This is a genomic window from Neorhizobium sp. NPDC001467 (genome assembly GCF_050275975.1).
In the GTDB taxonomy this organism is placed as follows: Bacteria; Pseudomonadota; Alphaproteobacteria; order Rhizobiales; family Rhizobiaceae; genus Neorhizobium.
This window is the reverse complement of the sequence record NZ_JBNNPS010000016.1, coordinates 1-16,626: the sequence shown is the minus strand read 5'-3', so window position 1 is coordinate 16,626 and position 16,626 is coordinate 1. Positions and strand designations below refer to the sequence as shown.

General features: G+C 60.1%; 17 protein-coding genes. 13 read left to right on the top strand and 4 right to left on the bottom strand.

Annotated features, from left to right (window positions below; translation table 11 throughout):
• Positions 1–4 precede the first annotated feature (4 nt).
• Complete coding sequence (locus ACQKKX_RS20285; RefSeq protein ID WP_427573458.1) at positions 5–736, bottom strand: sulfite exporter TauE/SafE family protein; 732 nt, start codon at positions 734–736, stop codon at positions 5–7.
• A 192-nt stretch (positions 737–928) separates the two neighbouring features.
• Positions 929–1,561 carry a hypothetical protein gene (locus ACQKKX_RS20280; RefSeq protein WP_427573389.1) on the bottom strand — a complete coding sequence of 211 codons (633 nt, stop codon included), beginning with the start codon at positions 1,559–1,561 and terminating at the stop codon, positions 929–931.
• A 447-nt stretch (positions 1,562–2,008) separates the two neighbouring features.
• Here ACQKKX_RS20280 and ACQKKX_RS20275 point away from each other — a divergent pair, with 447 nt between their 5' ends.
• Positions 2,009–2,611 carry a superoxide dismutase gene (locus ACQKKX_RS20275; protein ID WP_427573387.1) on the top strand — a complete coding sequence of 201 codons (603 nt, stop codon included), beginning with the start codon at positions 2,009–2,011 and terminating at the stop codon, positions 2,609–2,611.
• A gap of 122 nt (positions 2,612–2,733) precedes the next feature.
• Positions 2,734–3,576, top strand: coding sequence for a metallophosphoesterase (locus ACQKKX_RS20270; protein ID WP_427573385.1), 843 nt, complete (start codon positions 2,734–2,736; stop codon positions 3,574–3,576).
• Positions 3,577–3,649: 73 nt separating this feature from the next.
• On the opposite strand, the gene ACQKKX_RS20265 is transcribed toward ACQKKX_RS20270, so the two are convergent.
• The gene (locus ACQKKX_RS20265) at positions 3,650–4,339 is read right to left on the bottom strand and encodes a helix-turn-helix transcriptional regulator (RefSeq protein ID WP_427573382.1); all 690 of its coding nucleotides are present in this window, start codon (positions 4,337–4,339) and stop codon (positions 3,650–3,652) included.
• Positions 4,340–4,465: 126 nt separating this feature from the next.
• Here ACQKKX_RS20265 and ACQKKX_RS20260 point away from each other — a divergent pair, with 126 nt between their 5' ends.
• The 3 genes from ACQKKX_RS20260 to ACQKKX_RS20250 all read left to right on the top strand — a co-directional run bounded on the left by ACQKKX_RS20260 (position 4,466) and on the right by ACQKKX_RS20250 (position 6,691).
• Positions 4,466–5,101 (top strand): LysE family translocator, encoded by a 636-nt coding sequence (locus tag ACQKKX_RS20260; RefSeq protein WP_427573379.1) that lies wholly within the window; start codon positions 4,466–4,468, stop codon positions 5,099–5,101.
• A 170-nt stretch (positions 5,102–5,271) separates the two neighbouring features.
• Complete coding sequence (locus tag ACQKKX_RS20255) at positions 5,272–5,712, top strand: c-type cytochrome (RefSeq protein ID WP_427573376.1); 441 nt, start codon at positions 5,272–5,274, stop codon at positions 5,710–5,712.
• A 64-nt stretch (positions 5,713–5,776) separates the two neighbouring features.
• Positions 5,777–6,691, top strand: coding sequence for a c-type cytochrome (locus tag ACQKKX_RS20250; protein ID WP_427573373.1), 915 nt, complete (start codon positions 5,777–5,779; stop codon positions 6,689–6,691).
• A 351-nt stretch (positions 6,692–7,042) separates the two neighbouring features.
• Here ACQKKX_RS20250 and ACQKKX_RS20245 read toward each other — a convergent pair whose 3' ends face one another.
• Positions 7,043–7,543 (bottom strand): N-acetyltransferase family protein, encoded by a 501-nt coding sequence (locus ACQKKX_RS20245; RefSeq protein WP_427573455.1) that lies wholly within the window; start codon positions 7,541–7,543, stop codon positions 7,043–7,045.
• A 410-nt stretch (positions 7,544–7,953) separates the two neighbouring features.
• Here ACQKKX_RS20245 and ACQKKX_RS20240 point away from each other — a divergent pair, with 410 nt between their 5' ends.
• From ACQKKX_RS20240 to ACQKKX_RS20205, 8 genes are all read left to right on the top strand, one after another.
• Positions 7,954–8,715, top strand: a complete 762-nt coding sequence (locus tag ACQKKX_RS20240; RefSeq protein WP_427573371.1) for a DeoR/GlpR family DNA-binding transcription regulator — start codon at positions 7,954–7,956, stop codon at positions 8,713–8,715.
• Between the two features lie 116 nt (positions 8,716–8,831).
• Positions 8,832–10,340: a glycerol-3-phosphate dehydrogenase gene (gene glpD, locus ACQKKX_RS20235; protein ID WP_427573368.1), complete on the top strand. Its 1,509-nt coding sequence runs from the start codon at positions 8,832–8,834 to the stop codon at positions 10,338–10,340.
• Between the two features lie 51 nt (positions 10,341–10,391).
• The gene (locus tag ACQKKX_RS20230; RefSeq protein ID WP_427573366.1) at positions 10,392–11,477 is read left to right on the top strand and encodes an ABC transporter ATP-binding protein; all 1,086 of its coding nucleotides are present in this window, start codon (positions 10,392–10,394) and stop codon (positions 11,475–11,477) included.
• 13 nt (positions 11,478–11,490) lie between these two features.
• Positions 11,491–12,576, top strand: coding sequence for an ABC transporter ATP-binding protein (locus ACQKKX_RS20225; protein WP_427573364.1), 1,086 nt, complete (start codon positions 11,491–11,493; stop codon positions 12,574–12,576).
• A gap of 4 nt (positions 12,577–12,580) precedes the next feature.
• The gene (locus tag ACQKKX_RS20220; protein WP_427573361.1) at positions 12,581–13,450 is read left to right on the top strand and encodes a carbohydrate ABC transporter permease; all 870 of its coding nucleotides are present in this window, start codon (positions 12,581–12,583) and stop codon (positions 13,448–13,450) included.
• 13 nt (positions 13,451–13,463) lie between these two features.
• On the top strand, positions 13,464–14,294 hold the full coding sequence (locus ACQKKX_RS20215; RefSeq protein ID WP_427573358.1) for a carbohydrate ABC transporter permease: 831 nt from the start codon (positions 13,464–13,466) through the stop codon (positions 14,292–14,294).
• A gap of 15 nt (positions 14,295–14,309) precedes the next feature.
• Positions 14,310–14,591, top strand: coding sequence for a DUF2160 domain-containing protein (locus tag ACQKKX_RS20210; protein WP_427573356.1), 282 nt, complete (start codon positions 14,310–14,312; stop codon positions 14,589–14,591).
• 83 nt (positions 14,592–14,674) lie between these two features.
• The gene (locus ACQKKX_RS20205; protein WP_427573353.1) at positions 14,675–16,396 is read left to right on the top strand and encodes an ABC transporter substrate-binding protein; all 1,722 of its coding nucleotides are present in this window, start codon (positions 14,675–14,677) and stop codon (positions 16,394–16,396) included.
• Positions 16,397–16,626 lie beyond the last annotated feature (230 nt).

Sequence of the window (16,626 nt, the reverse complement as noted above, 5' to 3'; positions counted from 1 at the left end):
GGACTTACGCAAGGCGAACAGCGGCCGTGCCGATGATGATCATGGAAACGGCGATCATCAACGGCTTGACTGGCATCTTCCGGACGATCAGCGCGCCGAACGGCGCAGCCAGAATGCCGCCGAGGATGAGACCGGTGGCCGAGGACAGTTCCGACCAGCCCAGCGCGAGGATGAAGGTCAGGGAAATGACGAAGGTGACCGCGAATTCGGTCAGGTTGGTGGATCCGATGACCTTTTTCGGCTCGTGACCGCGGCCGAGCAGGGTGCTTGTAACGATAGGGCCCCAGCCACCTCCGCCCATGGCGTCCAGCAGGCCGCCGGTACCGCCGACATAGGGAATGATCCAGTCATGGACATCGCGGGCCCATTTGGGCCTGAAGGCCTTGTAGAGAACGAAAAAGCCGATGCAGATCAGATAGACTGACACCAGCGGCTCGATCGCTTCGCCATCGACATTCGACAGGAGGTAGGCGCCGACCGCCCCGCCGACCATTCCGGCCGGCGCCAGCCGCAGAACGAGGCGCCAGTCGATATTGCGGTGATAAAGATGCGATGCGCCGGAGGCAGCGGTCGTGAAGCATTCCGTCACATGGGTCATGGCGCTTGCCGCAGCGGGTGGCACGCCCACGGCCAGCAGGCTTGTTGTCGTCAATACGCCAAAGGCCATGCCGAGCGCACCATCGATGATCTGCGCGCAAAAGCCGATAAGTACAAAGATCAGGAATTCCGAGGTCATGAAATCGAACATCGCCATCTCCCGGCCGGTCGTTCCGGCGGGGATTCAAGCGTCGGCGGGGGGAAAGGTTCCCGCCGCCGGGTCTGCAACGACTGGCGACGGCGGGAGGGGGCGCCGCGTTGTTGCGTCACGCGGCGAACAGTCTAGGCAGCTCCATCCCGATCGAGCGCTGCCAGAACCGCGATTTCCAGCCTATCCGCGGCGGACACGCGCATCAAGATGCGCGGCGATGCTGCGCAACGAACCGGTCGCGGTGGCGATGTCTGCCGGTGCAAGGTCGAGATCGGGTTGGCCCCGGTCGCGGCGCCGTCGGTCGGCCATTCCGAAAGCTTCTTCGGCCAAAACCGTAAACAATCGGTCCGATGCCGGCGGGCGATTGCCTTCCCCATCGATGGATCGCCAGACCCGACCCTGTTGCAAAAGCCGGTAGCCGGTCAGCCGTTCGAACAAGGTAAGGTCGGCTGCGCGATAAATGCAGCCGGCGTCGGTCACGGTTTGCGGCGGCGCGTCGAGAAGCGGCGAGAGGAGGTCGCAGCCCGGTATGCCGCTCAGTTCCTCTGCACTGACAGGAAGGTCAACCGGATTGAGATTGTTTTCGCAATCGTTGGGGATGGATGTGCAGCGGGCCATAATGGCGGGGGCCGGCCTGGCGACAGATGTCCTCTCTTGACGTACTTTCTCATAAACCCGGCAAACACTGACGTGGGGTACGGCCGGGCGAACCTCTTCCGACTGCTGCGCCAGAAGCTCCCGAAGGAAGGCATCGAGCAGGTCGCCGGGGGTGTCACTCCGTCTATGGGCGCTTTCCTGGACGAGGTTCTGCATCGAAAATACCTTTGGCAAGCCGAATAGATTGCTTAAAAAATAGTTTGCCGTGGTCGTAACCGCGCAAGCCTGCGCAAAGCTGACTGATTATCCTTTTTTGTGGTCGTCTCACGGTTAGGCCGACTGGCGTATGACCTGCCAGTTGGGGGATCATGACGCCGATCAACGGGCGAGGGCCAGAAATCGGTAGCGTGGCCTGATTCGGCCCTCTTGCCTCTGCCTCTTACCCCGGGGTTGGCTGCAGACCGAATGTTGTCAGGACATCGCATGCAGCGCTCGTGGTGGGTAGGTTGAGACCGATCGCGCAGCAGCCCTGGTTGGCCCTTGAGCCCTCGCGGATCGTTGATATTCACGCGAATTTTGGCTGCCAAACGTTGCCACCGCGCCGCCAGCCTCCTATGTTCGCGCTCACCGTTATCCGAGCTGATTGGCCCAAGGAGTAAGATCATGGCTTTTGAACTTCCCGAACTTCCCTACGATTACCAGGCGCTCGAACCATTCATGTCCAAGGAAACGCTCGAGTATCACCACGACAAGCACCACAAGGCCTATGTCGACAACGGCAACAAGCTTGCCGCTGAAGCCGGGATGGCGGATCTGTCGCTGGAAGAGGTTGTGAAAAAGTCCTACGGCACCAATGCCGGCCTCTTCAACAATGCTGCCCAGCATTACAACCACGTTCATTTCTGGAAGTGGATGAAGAAGGACGGCGGCGGCAACAAGCTGCCGGGCAAGCTGGAAAGCGCCTTCGCCTCGGATCTGGGCGGCTATGACAAGTTCAAGTCGGATTTCGTGGCTGCAGGCACCACGCAGTTCGGTTCCGGCTGGGCGTGGCTGTCCGTCAAGGACGGCAAGCTTGAAATCTCCAAGACCCCGAACGGCGAAAACCCGCTGGTTCACGGCGCAGAGCCGATCCTGGGCGTCGATGTGTGGGAACATTCCTACTATATCGACTATCGTAACGCCCGCCCGAAATATCTGGAGGCTTTCGTCGACAGCCTGATCAACTGGGACTACGTGCTGGAGCGCTACGAAGCTGCGACAAAGTAATTTCAAGGGTTTTTCCGATCTGACTAGACCCGGTGCCGAAAGGCACCGGGTTTTGTCATTTTGGGAGGTGACAGCGCGGCGGCCGTCACACGCTTGTAATGCTCGGCTCCTATGTCCCGCGCATGTCCCGCCTGATACCGCTCATTCGCTTTGGCGTTCTTGCCGATCCGCAATACGCTCCCTTGCCGTTCAATGCCGCCAGCGACCGTCACTATTCTGCAAGCCTCGACAAGGTGGCAGCCGCGCTTGCCCGGCTCGAGCATGAGGATCTTGCCTTCGTAGTAACGCTCGGCGATCTGATCGATCGGGGCTTCGAGAATTTCGAAAAGATCCTGCCGCTGTTTGCCGCAAGCCGCCATGAGTGTCTGTTCCTGCCCGGCAATCATGACTTCCTCGTTGCCAACGAACACCTGCCGCATATTCATGCTGTCCTCGGCATGCCGGCGCCCTATCATCATTTCGCGCGCAACGGCATCCGCTTCGTCATCATCGACGGCTGCGAGGAAAGCGTGTTTGCAACGGTCGGCAACGCGGACCGCCACGCCCATGTCCGGCGCCGTCTCGCTGGCCTTGAAGCCAAGGGCGCCGTCAACGCGAAGGACTGGAATGCCGGCATCAGCGCCACCCAGTTTGAATGGATACGCGACGTGCTCGATCGCGCCTCCTGGGACGGCGAAAAGGTGGTAGTGATGGGCCATTACCCGCTTTATCCCGATGGCGACCACAATCTGTGGGACAGTGCCGAAGTGGCTGCCCTCATTGCGTCCTACAGCAATGTCATTGCGTATCTGAACGGTCATCAGCACCGGGGTAATCTCGGTCAACTGGGGAAAACCTGGTTCGTGAATTTCAAGGGCATGGTGGATACGCGCGACGAGAACGCGTTTGCGATTGTCGAAATCTATGAGGATCGCATCGAGATCCTCGGCTACGGCCGCGAAGACAGCCGCAGCCTGCAGCTCTGACGGTTTGCCTTCGGGTGAAGCGGGACATCGCCGTGACGCATTCGATCCCGATCGCTCCATGCCTACCGGACCGTCAGGATGATCGGGGCTGCCAGCCCTCGACCCAAAGCCTTCGCAGGCGCTCCCCCTCGCCGACGAAGAAGGCATCAAGCGGGAGGCATGCCGCGATGCGGTCGCAGCGAAAATTGCGGATCGCGGCGCGCAATTCGCACCATGCGACGATGTTGGCGGTTTGCGAATAATAGATCAGGGCGATCGGCCGGACCGTCCGCTCGCTTCGATGCCCCTGTTCGTCCTGATAGGTCAGAGCCAGTTTCTGCTCGTCGCGAATGGCTTTGCGCAGCAGGCCAAGGTCGATCCCATCGGGGGCCGGGATAGCGCTGCCCCAGGCATGCAGCGCGTCGCTGGAAAACGTGCCGGCAAGTGGCGAGGGCACCACGGCCGAAATCTTGCGCCTGACCTGCTTGGCCGCCTGTTTCAGGCCGCTGTCGCCGGTCCGCTCCAGAAGCGCCAACGCCACTACGATCGCCTCTGTTTCCTCGACCGACAGCATCAGCGGCGGAAGGGTGAATCCGGGCCGAAGGATATAGCCGATGCCGCGCCCGCCCTCGATCGGCACGCGCATGGCCTGCAAGGCGGCGATATCCCGATAGATCGAGCGCACGGTTACCTCTAGCTGACCACCAATGGACGCTGCAGTTACCGGTCCGCGGGCCAGACGCAGGATCTGGATGATCTCGAACAGCCGCGAAGCCTTGCGCATTTTCCGTCCCCCCGACCATGCTCCTGACAGAACGCTGTCAGGAGCATGGTTGTATAGAGGGTCAACCCGGCCGGGAATGCAAGATTTCCGTCGGCAAACGTTCGCCGCGACAGGGAGACCCATTCCATGACCTATACCGAAAATCTCTGGCTGTTCTTCACGCTTCTGTTCGGCATCATCATCGTGCCGGGCATGGACATGATCTTCGTCCTCGCCAACGCGCTCGGTCGCGGTCGTACCGCCGGCATGGCTGCAACCGCCGGCATCATGCTCGGCGGGCTCGTTCACTCTCTTTACGGTGCGCTCGGCGTCGGCCTCCTGACAGCCTTGATGCCGGTCCTCTTCCGGCCGCTGCTGGTTGCCGGTGCGCTCTACATGGCATGGATCGGCATTGTGCTGATCCGCAGCGCCATCACCGTCGATCACGTCGGGCCTGCCGACAGCCGCTCGCATTGGCAGGCGTTCCGTCGCGGTGCCGTGACCTGCCTGATGAACCCGAAAGCCTATCTTTTCATGCTTGCTGTCTATCCGCAGTTCCTGAGGCCGGATTTCGGTCCGCTGGTGCCGCAGGCAGCCGTCATGGCAGCAATGACGGCGGCGACCCAACTCCTGGTCTATGGTGGGCTTGCAGTGGCGGCAGGCCGGGCACGTGCGGCGCTGGTCGGGAACCCGGCAGCAACCATCTGGACCGGTCGCGTCGCCGGATCGATGCTGTTGGCTGTCTCGCTGCTGACCCTGCGGGAAGGCGTTTTCGGGGCGTGAGCCGCCTGCGGCAATAGCGGATCCGCAACTCGAACGATGCGTGTCCGGGGGGAGGCGGCATTTCCTGCATCCTCTGACAAAAACGTGACTTCTTTCCGTCGCATCGCCTTGTCATTCTCCGTAAGCAGATCTTCGGCTGCGATGACGGCCGACAAACCGGGAGATTTCACATGCGTATCAAAACTCTTGCCCCTGCCTCCATCGCGCTCTGTCTTGGCTTCAGCGCGGCCCTTGCGGCCGAACCGCAGGTCGAGCGCCAAGCCGGCATGAAGGCGATCGGCGGTGCCATGGGCACGCTCGCGGCCATGGCCAAGGAACAGAAGCCGTTCGATGCCGAGGCGGTGAAGACGGCGCTGACCACGATCAGTAACGCCGCCAAGGCTTTCCCGGACCAGTTCCCGGTCGGCAGCGAAAGCGGTCACGATACGGAGGCCTCGCCCAAGATCTGGGAAAATCCATCGGATTTCCGCGCCAAGGCGCTGAAACTCTCCGCCGATGCCGATGCCGTTCTAGCGTCCGCGCCCACGGATGTCGCGGCCGTGGCCACCGCCATGAAGACCCTCGGCGCCGAATGCGGCCAATGTCACCAGACCTATCGCCTGAAGCGTTGATCGCGCGCGGCAGCCCGCATTTGTATTTGCCGGGCTGCCGCCACATCTTGCCCCGGAGAAGGCCATGGCATCGACCATCGCGAAAATCGTGAGCGCAGCGCTCGTCCTTGCGGCGGTGGTTGCGGGCGGCGCATATATTTTGACCGTGCCAGACCCGCAGCCGGAAGGCCACTGGGCCGATCTCGGCAGTCCGGATCTCGCGCATGGCGAACAGGTGTTTTGGGCTGGCGGCTGCGCCGGATGTCATGCCGCCGCCGGCGCAGAAGGGGATGCGTTGAAAATCATGTCCGGCGGGCGCGCCCTGCCAAGCGATTTCGGCACATTCCATATTCCCAATATCTCGCCCGACCCGCAGGCGGGGATCGGCAGTTGGACGCTCGCACAGTTTGGCAATGCCATGACGCGCGGTGTCGGGCCGAATGGCGAACATCTCTATCCGTCCTTTCCCTACGGTTCCTATGCGCGTTTATCCCGTACTGACGTCAACGATCTGTTCGGCTACCTGAAGACCTTGCCGAAAAGTGGCAATGTCGCACCTGCCCACGAGCTGCCATTTCCGTTCAACATCCGTCTCGCCATCGGCGGGTGGAAATGGCTGTATTTCAACGATGCGCCGCGTGTGACGCTTGTCGATGCTTCCGATCAGGTGAAGCGCGGCCAGTATCTCGTTGAAGGGCCTGGCCATTGCGGCGAATGCCACACGCCGCGCGATGCCCTCGGCGGCTTCAAGGCCGGCGACTGGCTTGCCGGCGGGCCGAACCCGGAAGGCGACGGTCGCATCCCGGGCATCAATTCCACCTCGGAAGGCATCAGCACATGGAGCACGGATGAGATCGCAACCTATCTCGAAACCGGGTTCACGCCCAATTTCGACAGCGTCGGTGGGTCGATGGTGGAGGTCCAGAAGAATTTGTCCCATCTGCCGCGCAGCGATCTGGAAGCGATCGCCGCCTATCTGCAAGCCGTGCCGGGCACGTAGCGCTTGACACCTTGGCGCGGCCTGCCTCGTGCATCGTCGCGCCTTTCGTGTCTTGATCGGCAGCAATCCGCAAAAAGTAGATTGCCTGTCCTTCTATGAACGCCATGCGGTTGACTTCCACATTGTCGCGCGTGTCGAAAAATCCTGCGTCAGTCGATCCCGGCCGGCCGCAGCCTCCATCTCAATAGCCGCGATATCCGGCGCACGCTCGGCAGGATTGGTCTCGATGAGAACAATCAGCAGGCGAAGCACTGTCACGTTCTGACCAGTCGACGGATGAGACGCTAGGGACCTGGAACGCCTCTGCGCTTCGCGGCAATCCGCCAGGATGGATTGCCGCGTGCTCTCTCGTCAGACCAGCGCCTGCGTATAACGCATGCCCGTCACCGGCCGAGGCTTGAAATCCATATGCTCGTAAAAGCGGTGGGCGGCGAAATTGCCGGTGGCTGCGCCCACGGAAAGATAATCGCAGCCGGCGTGGCGAGCGAGATCGCGGGCGCGGGTCACCAAATGATGGCCGATGCCATGGCCGCGATGGCCCTCGCGCACGAAGAGATGGTGCAGGTCCATGCCCCGTTTGCCTTCCTGGGCGCGGTATAGCGGCACGAGAATGGCGTAGCCGATAAGGTTCTCGCCGCCATCTGCCACGAGTGCCGTGATCCATGGCACGGAGCCGAAAAGGTCGCGTTCGAGAATGTCCGGCGTGATGGCCGAGGCGTCATTGTGTTGGGTGGCAAGTGCGGCAATCATTTCGCCGAGTTGCGGCAGGTCGGCGCGACGCGCAGCCCGAATGGCAATGACGGATGGTCGCGCCGGCGGCGTGTCGGCAAGGGCAATCTGGCCGGTCGGCATGGCCTGCGGCGATTTCAGCGGATCGGGTAGGACATTTGTAAGGGTTGGCATGGTGTCGGTCCTGGCTTTGTGTAGGAGATTTGCCGTCAGGACGCTGTTTTCATCAAAAAGCCGCCTGACGGCGGCTTTTGTGACAATATGATCTGTCTGGCCGCCTGTTACAGGTAGGACCAAAAATACGAGCGGGCGGTGGATACGTTCGTGATCATGGGCGGAGCATTGCGCCTGATTCCCGTGCGTGTCAATGGCCATTCTGCAAAAGATTCCTGGGTGACCTGGCGCGGAACGGTTGTCGGACCTGCCGCCGGTGTGACGCGCCTCGACATGGTAGGTGTTCTGAGAGCGACCACACGAAATCTATTGCCGTGGTTTCGTTTTCTCCTAGAATGAAAATAGCGAAAGGGTGGGGAATGCATCTATCGTCCCGACAGGAAGAGATATTGGCGATCGCCAGGGCAAAGGGCAGGGTGCTGGTCGATGAACTGGCGGCGCTTTTCCAGGTAACGCCGCAGACCATTCGCAAGGATCTCAACGATCTGTGCGACGAGAAGGCCTTGAACCGCATTCACGGCGGCGCCGTCTTTCCCAGCGGAAACGAGAATGTCAAATACGACGCGCGCCGTTTGATGGCTGCCACGCAGAAGCAGGCCATCGGCAAGGCCGCCGCCGACATCATTCCGGACAACTCCTCCCTCTTCATCAATATCGGCACGACAACCGAAGCTGTCGGGGAGGCGCTGGTTGATCATCACGAACTGATGGTGATCACCAACAATCTCAACGTTGCCAACCGCTTAAGGGTCTTCTCGGCAATAGAGGTCATCATTGCCGGCGGCGTCGTGCGTGGCTCGGATGGGGGCATAGTCGGAGAAGCGGCGGTAGATTTCATCCGCCAGTTCAAGGTCGATTACGCGGTCATCGGCGTATCCGCCATCGACGCGGATGGGGCTCTTCTCGATTTCGATTTCCGCGAAGTCAAGGTGGCGCAGGCGATCATCGCCAATGCCCGCCATGTCATCCTCGTCACCGATGCGTCGAAATTCGAACGGACCGCGCCGGTCCGCATCGGGCATGTATCGCAGGTTCATACATTCATTACCGACCGCTGTCCCTCACCGGAAATCCGCCGCATGTGCCAGGAAGGCGATATCCGCCTGGTGGAAACCGGTTGACGGTTGGTGCGATCGATAATCGTCATTTGACATTCGTTTTGCTTTCGCTTTACAGTTGAGGAGGTGCGCTCTGTCGGCATATGCGGCGATGCGACGGTGGGCAGGTTCGGTGGGCGATGTCGAGCGACAGGGTTTTCGATCTCTTTGTGATTGGCGGCGGGATAAACGGCTGTGGCATCGCACGCGACGCGGCGGGCCGTGGCTATTCCGTCGCCCTGGCAGAGATGAAGGATTTCGCCTCCGGTACCTCTTCGGGCGCGACAAAGCTCATTCACGGCGGCCTGCGTTATCTTGAGCATTATGAGTTTCGGCTGGTGCGCGAGGCCCTGATGGAGCGCGAAGTGCTGTGGGCCATGGCGCCGCATGTCATCTGGCCGCTGCGTTTCGTATTGCCCTACCAGAAGGGCGGCGTGCGGCCAGCCTGGCTGATCCGGCTCGGGCTTTTCCTTTATGATCATCTAGGCGGTCGCAAGCTGCTGCCGGCGACAAGGACGCTGAACCTGAGGAGCGATCCCGCCGGCCGCCCGCTGAAGCCGGTGTTCGGCAAGGCCTTCGAATATTCGGACGGCTGGGTGGATGATGCCCGCATGGTTGTGCTCAACGCCCGCGACGCTGCCAATCGTGGCGCGAAGATCATGAGCCGCGCGAAAGTCCTGTCCGCCCGACGCGAAGCCGGTCTGTGGCAGATCGAAGTGCGCGACGAGCAAGCGGGCGTGACCACGCATTACCGGGCACGCATGTTGGTCAATGCCGGCGGACCCTGGGTCGATCAGGTTCTGTCGGGCACGATCGGACGCAACAATGTCCACAATGTCCGTCTCGTCCAAGGCAGCCATATTATCGTGAAGAAGAAGTTCGACGATACGCGCGCCTATTTCTTCCAGAACCCGGACAACCGCATCTTTTTCGCCATCCCTTACGAAAATGACTTTACCCTGATCGGGACGACGGATCGCGATTATTCCGCCGATCCGAAGGATGTTCGCGTCAGCGAGGAGGAAATCGGTTATCTCTGCAATGCCGCCAGCGACTATTTCGCCGAGCCGGTAAAGCCGGAAGATATCGTCTGGACCTATTCGGCCGTGCGCCCGCTCTATGACGATGGTGCTTCCAAAGCGCAGGAAGCGACGCGCGATTACGTGCTGAAAGTCGATGCCGATGGAGCGCCGCTTCTCAATGTGTTCGGCGGGAAGTTGACCACCTACCGCCGGCTTTCGGAACATGCGCTGGAAAAGATCGGTGAGGCGATCGGCAACAAGGGCGCGCCGTGGACGGCAGGAAGCAGGCTGCCCGGCGGTGACTTTGCCGTAACGGGTGCGGCAGGGGAAGAGCGAAAGCTGCTGTCCGCCTATCCGTTTCTCTCCAAACGGCATGCCAACAGGCTGATCAAGTGTTACGGTACCGATGCAAGGGTGATGCTTGCCGACGCCAAGACCCTCGAGGGGCTTGGCCGGCATTTCGGCGGCACGCTTTATGAGGCGGAAGTCCGCTGGCTTATCGAAACCGAATGGGCGGTCACGGCAGAAGATGTTCTGTGGCGCCGCACCAAGCAGGGATTGTTTCTGACGGCGGAGGAGGCCGCGGAACTGGAGGACTACATGGCGGGAGTTCGCCGGGCCGCTTGAGGCCGTCGATATTGCCGCTTGTATCCGAGGGTTGGGAGGCCCTAGGTTCGTATGCTGGAATTGCGCAACGTGTCGAAGACGGTGGCGGGGGATTATCATATCCGCCCGACCGACCTGACATTAAAGCGGGGCACGCTGAATGTCCTGCTCGGGCCGACGCTTGCCGGCAAGACGTCGCTGATGCGGCTCATGGCCGGTCTCGACAAGCCGACCGAAGGCTCTGTGTTTTTCGACGGTGCCGATGTGACCAATGTGCCGGTGCAGAAGCGCAATGTCGCGATGGTCTACCAGCAGTTCATCAATTACCCGGCTCTGACAGTTTATGAAAACATCGCCTCGCCGATGCGCATTGCCGGCAAGGATACAGCCACGATCGACCGCGAGGTGAAGAAGGCGGCCGAGCTTCTGAAGCTGACGCCTTATCTGGATCGCACGCCGCTCAATCTGTCCGGCGGTCAGCAGCAGCGCACCGCCTTGGCGCGCGCCATCGTCAAGAACGCCAATCTCGTGTTGCTCGACGAGCCGCTTGCCAATCTCGATTACAAGCTGCGCGAGGAACTGCGCGAGGAACTGCCAAAACTCTTCGCTGCCTCCGGTGCAATCTTCGTCTACGCCACGACCGAACCGTCGGAAGCGCTGCTGCTCGGCGGTTATACCGCGACCCTGCACGAGGGAGCCGTGACGCAGTTCGGCAGGACGGTGGACGTGTACCGTCAGCCTGCCGATCTCGTTACCGCAAAAACCTTCGCCGATCCGCCGCTCAACACGATTTCGCTTGTCCGCACGAGCAACAGTTTTGTCCTGAATGGAGAACCGGTCATGTCGGTGCCGCCGCAGCTTGCTTCAGTGGCGCAAGGCCCGGTCGTGCTGGCCTTCCAGCCGCACCACCTGTTTCTCCATCCCGCCAATGGCCACACCACGCCGTTGAAGGCGCGCACGCTGGTTTCGGAAATCGCCGGTTCGGAAAGTTTCATCCATCTCGATTTTGCCGGTCATCGCTGGGTGATGCTGGCGCACGGCATCCACGATATCGAGCAGGACCGAGAGATCGAGGTGCATCTCGACAGCCGCCATCTGATGGCATTCCACCAATCGACCGGCAAGGCGCTTGTCGCCCCGCCGGCCGTCGCGGCGTGAGGGAGGGGACGATATGGCTCGCATCTCGCTCGAACATATTCGCCACGCCTATAGCCCGCGCGCGAAGGCCGCCGGAGACTATGCGCTGAAGGAAGTGCATCACGAATGGGAGGATGGCGGGGCCTATGCGCTGCTCGGCCCTTCCGGCTGCGGCAAGACCACGTTGCTCAACATCATTTCCGGCCTGCTCACGCCATCGGATGGCCGTATCCTGTTCGACGGAAAGGATGTAACGGAGCTTTCGACTGAGGAGCGCAATATCGCGCAGGTCTTTCAGTTTCCGGTCGTCTACGACACGATGACGGTGTTCGATAATCTCGCCTTCCCCTTGCGCAACAGAAAGGTGCCGGAATCCGAAGTCGAAAAACGCGTCAACGAAATCCTCGAAATGACCGATCTCGCCGGCATGGCCAATCGCCGTGCACAGCGGCTGACCGCCGACCAGAAACAGAAGATTTCGCTCGGCCGTGGACTGGTGCGCGCAAACGTCAACGCCATTCTGTTCGACGAACCGCTGACGGTCATCGACCCGCACATGAAATGGGTGTTGCGTTCGCAGCTCAAGCGGCTGCACCGGCAATCGCGTTTTACCATGGTCTATGTCACCCACGATCAGACCGAGGCTTTGACTTTTGCCGACAAGGTGGTGGTGATGCACGACGGCCAGATCGTGCAGATCGGCACACCAGCGGAATTGTTCGAACGGCCAAGCCACACATTCGTGGGTTATTTCATCGGCTCGCCGGGCATGAATTTCATGCCGGCCTCGGTGGAGGGAGTAACGGCCCGTGTCGGCGACCAGATGATCGCGCTCGCGAACGCGCCACTGTTAAAGAGTGAGGGCAGGATCGAACTCGGCATCCGCCCGGAATTCGTAAAGCTCGGGCGCCAAGGCATGCCGGTGACGGTCAACAAGGTCGAGGACATCGGCCGCCAGAAAATCGTGCGTGCCAGTTTCTGCGGCCAGCCGATCTCCATCGTGGTGCCGGAAGACGACGAAATCCCTACCGACGCCAAGGTCACTTTCGAAAAACAGGCCATCGGCATTTTTGCCGATAGCTGGCGCGTCGATAAACAGACTTTGGGGCAGGAGGGCTAAACCCATGGAAAAGACGTGGAACAACAAGGCCTGGTTTCTGGTCCTGCCGGTTCTGGTTCTGGTCGCCTTTTCAGCCGTCATTCCGCTGATGACGGTGGTGAATTATTCGGTTCAGGACACGTTCGGAAACAATCAGTTCTTCTGGGCCGGCACCGACTGGTTCGTCGAAATCCTCACCTCGCCGCGTTTCTGGGATGCGCTCTGGCGCAACCTGATCTTCTCCGCCGTCATCCTCGCCATCGAAGTGCCGCTCGGCATCCTGATCGCGCTCAACATGCCCAAAGATGGTTTCGGCGTGCCGGTCTGCCTCGTGCTGATGGCCTTGCCACTGCTCATTCCTTGGAACGTGGTCGGCACGATCTGGCAGGTCTTCGGCCGCGTCGATATCGGCCTGCTTGGCTATGTCCTCAATGCGCTCGGCATTTCCTACAATTATACTCAGAATACGGCCCATGCCTGGGCGACCGTCATTGTCATGGATGTCTGGCACTGGACGAGTCTCGTCGTGCTATTGTGCTACGCTGGCCTCGTCTCCATTCCCGATGCCTATTATCAGGCCGCCCGCATCGATGGCGCCTCGCGCTGGTCGGTCTTCCGCCATATCCAGCTGCCGAAAATGAAGCGCGTGTTGCTGATCGCGGTGCTCCTGCGCTTCATGGACAGTTTCATGATCTATACCGAACCTTTTGTCGTCACCGGCGGTGGCCCCGGCAACTCCACCACCTTCCTGTCCATCGATCTGGTAAAAATGGCGATCGGCCAGTTCGACCTCGGGCCGGCCGCGGCCATGTCGATCATCTACTTCCTGATCATCCTTCTGCTGTCATGGGTGTTCTACACTGTCATGACCCAGAGCGATGCCGAGCAGACGTGAAGGGGATCCGGCCATGAACAGCAATCTGACCAATAATAGCAGCGGCGCCCGTTACGGTTTCCTGATCCCGACGATTTACATCATCTTCCTTGCCCTGCCGATCTACTGGCTGGTCAACATGAGCTTCAAGACCAATAGCGAGATTTTGGGACAGCTGACGCTCTTTCCGCAGAACCCGACGCTTCGAAACTATGCGGTCATCTTCACCGATCCGGCCTGGTATAACGGTTATATCAACTCGATCACCTATGTGGTGATGAACACCGTCATCTCGGTTCTGGTGGCACTGCCGGCAGCCTACGCTTTTTCGCGATACCGTTTCTTGGGCGACAAGCACCTGTTTTTCTGGCTACTCACCAACCGTATGGCGCCGCCAGCGGTTTTCGCTCTGCCTTTTTTCCAGCTCTATTCCGCCTTCGGCCTGATCGACACCCATATCGCGGTTGCCATCGCCCATTGCCTATTCAACGTGCCGCTGGCAGTGTGGATTCTCGAGGGTTTCATGTCCGGCGTAGCGAAGGAGATCGATGAAACCGCCTATATCGACGGTTATTCCTTCCCGCGGTTTTTCGTGAAAATCTTCATGCCGCTGATCGCATCGGGCATCGGCGTTGCTGCCTTCTTCTGCTTCATGTTCTCATGGGTCGAGCTGCTGATCGCCCGCACGCTGACGACGACGGATGCCAAGCCGATTGCCGCGACCATGACGCGCACGGTCTCCGCCTCCGGCATGGACTGGGGCGTGCTCGCGGCCGCCGGTGTGCTCACCATCATTCCGGGCGCGCTCGTCATCTATTTTGTCCGCAACTACATTGCCAAGGGTTTTGCCCTTGGCCGTGTGTGAGAACGGAGAGACGTCATGAACTTCTCATGGATGGCCTGGACGCTGCCAACGGCGCTGTTCTTCTTCACCATTTTTCTGCTGATCGCGGCGATGGGTGTGTGGGAATTTTTCTCGCCGGGCGGTGGCCCGCGGGTCGGCATCCTGCGGTTCGAGACGACGCGGGGCGACCGCCTGTTCGTTTCGCTGCTTGGCGCCGCCTTCATTCATCTCGCATGGCTGGGTCTTGGCGGCCCCAGCCTGTGGTGGGCTTTGGCACTGTCGGTGGTCTACGCGATCGGCGTATTCCGCTTCGTCTGAGGCTCTTTCAAAATCCGGCGGCGGGAGGAGGTCCAGCCGCCAGACGTTCGTGACTGCATCGCATCAACCGGGAGGACTTTGATATGCGACGGCATCTTATGACAACGACGGCAGCCATGCTGCTGGCCATGACCGGCTCGGCATTCGCCGATATGGACGCGGCGAAAAAGTTTCTCGATGCGGAAATCGGCGACCAGTCGTCGCTTTCCCGCGCCGAGCAGGAAAAGGAAATGCAGTGGTTCATCGATGCGGCAAAGCCCTTTGCCGGCATGGACATCAAGGTGGTATCGGAAACCATCACCACGCATGAATACGAATCCAAGGTTCTGGCCAAGGCCTTCTCCGAAATCACCGGCATCAAGCTCACCCATGACCTGATCGGCGAAGGCGACGTCGTCGAAAAGCTGCAGACGCAGATGCAGTCGGGCGAAAACGTCTATGACGCCTATGTCAACGATAGTGACCTGATCGGCACCCATTGGCGTTACCAGCAGGCTCGCTCGCTGACCAAGTGGATGGCGAACGAGGGCAAGGATGTCACCAATCCAGGCCTCGATCTCGATGATTTCATCGGCCTGAAATTCACCACCGCCCCGGATGGCGATCTCTACCAGCTGCCCGACCAGCAGTTCGCCAACCTCTACTGGTTCCGTTACGACTGGTTCAACGACGAAAAGAACAAGGCCGATTTCAAGGCCAAATATGGCTACGACCTCGGCGTGCCGGTCAACTGGTCGGCTTACGAGGATATTGCCGAGTTCTTCACCGGCCGCGAAGTGAACGGTAAAAAAGTCTATGGCCATATGGACTATGGCAAAAAGGACCCGTCGCTCGGCTGGCGCTTTACCGATGCCTGGCTTTCCATGGCCGGCAACGGCGACAAGGGCCTGCCGAACGGTCTGCCGGTCGATGAATGGGGCATCAAGGTCAACGAGAAATCACAGCCGGTCGGTTCCTGCGTCGCCCGCGGCGGTGATACCAATGGCCCGGCTGCCGTTTATTCCATCCAGAAATATCTCGACTGGATGAAGGCCTATGCGCCAGCCGCCGCTAATGGCATGACCTTTTCCGAATCCGGCCCTGTGCCGGGACAGGGCGAAGTTGCCCAGCAGATGTTCACCTATACGGCCTTCACCGCCGACTTCGTGAAAAAGGGCCTGCCAGTGGTCAACGACGATGGCACGCCGAAATGGCGTTTCGCGCCGAGCCCGCACGGCGTCTATTGGAAGGAAGGCATGAAACTCGGTTATCAGGACGTCGGGTCCTGGACCTTGCTCAAGTCGACGCCGGACGATCGCGCCAAGGCCGCGTGGCTTTATGCGCAGTTCGTGGTGTCGAAGACGGTGGATGTCAAAAAGAGCCATGTCGGTCTGACGCTGATCCGTGACAGCTCGATCAACCACAAGAGTTTTACCGAGCGTGCGCCAAACCTTGGCGGTCTCATCGAGTTCTACCGCTCGCCGGCGCGCGTGCAGTGGTCGCCGACCGGCACCAATATTCCTGACTATCCAAAACTGGCGCAGTTGTGGTGGCAGGCGATCGGTGATGCGTCATCGGGCGCCAAGACGGCGCAAGAGGCAATGGATTCGCTTTGCGCCGAACAGGAGAAGGTGCTGCAACGTCTGGAGCGTGCAGGCGTCCAGGGCGAGATGGGGCCAAAACTCGCTGAGGAACACGATCTCGAATACTGGAACAAGGATGCCGTCTCGAAGGGCAATCTTGCGCCGCAGCTGAAGATCGAGAACGAGAAGGAAAAGCCGATCACCGTCAATTACGACGAGCTGGTGAAGAGCTGGCAGAAATAAGGGAGCCGATGAGTGTCGTTCTGCTGCCGGGGCGTGTTTGTGCGCCCCGGTTTCGCGTGAGGTGATATGTGGTTGCGTTTGGTGAAACGCTCTTTCTTCGAAAATTTCATGCCCAAACCCCTGCCGCACAAGGGTGTCGCGTTTGCCTTTGAGAAAAGTGACAGATTTTTGAAAAGGGGTGTTGACTTGGAAAAGGGTGTTCGCCTATAACCCGGTCACTGACGAGGGCG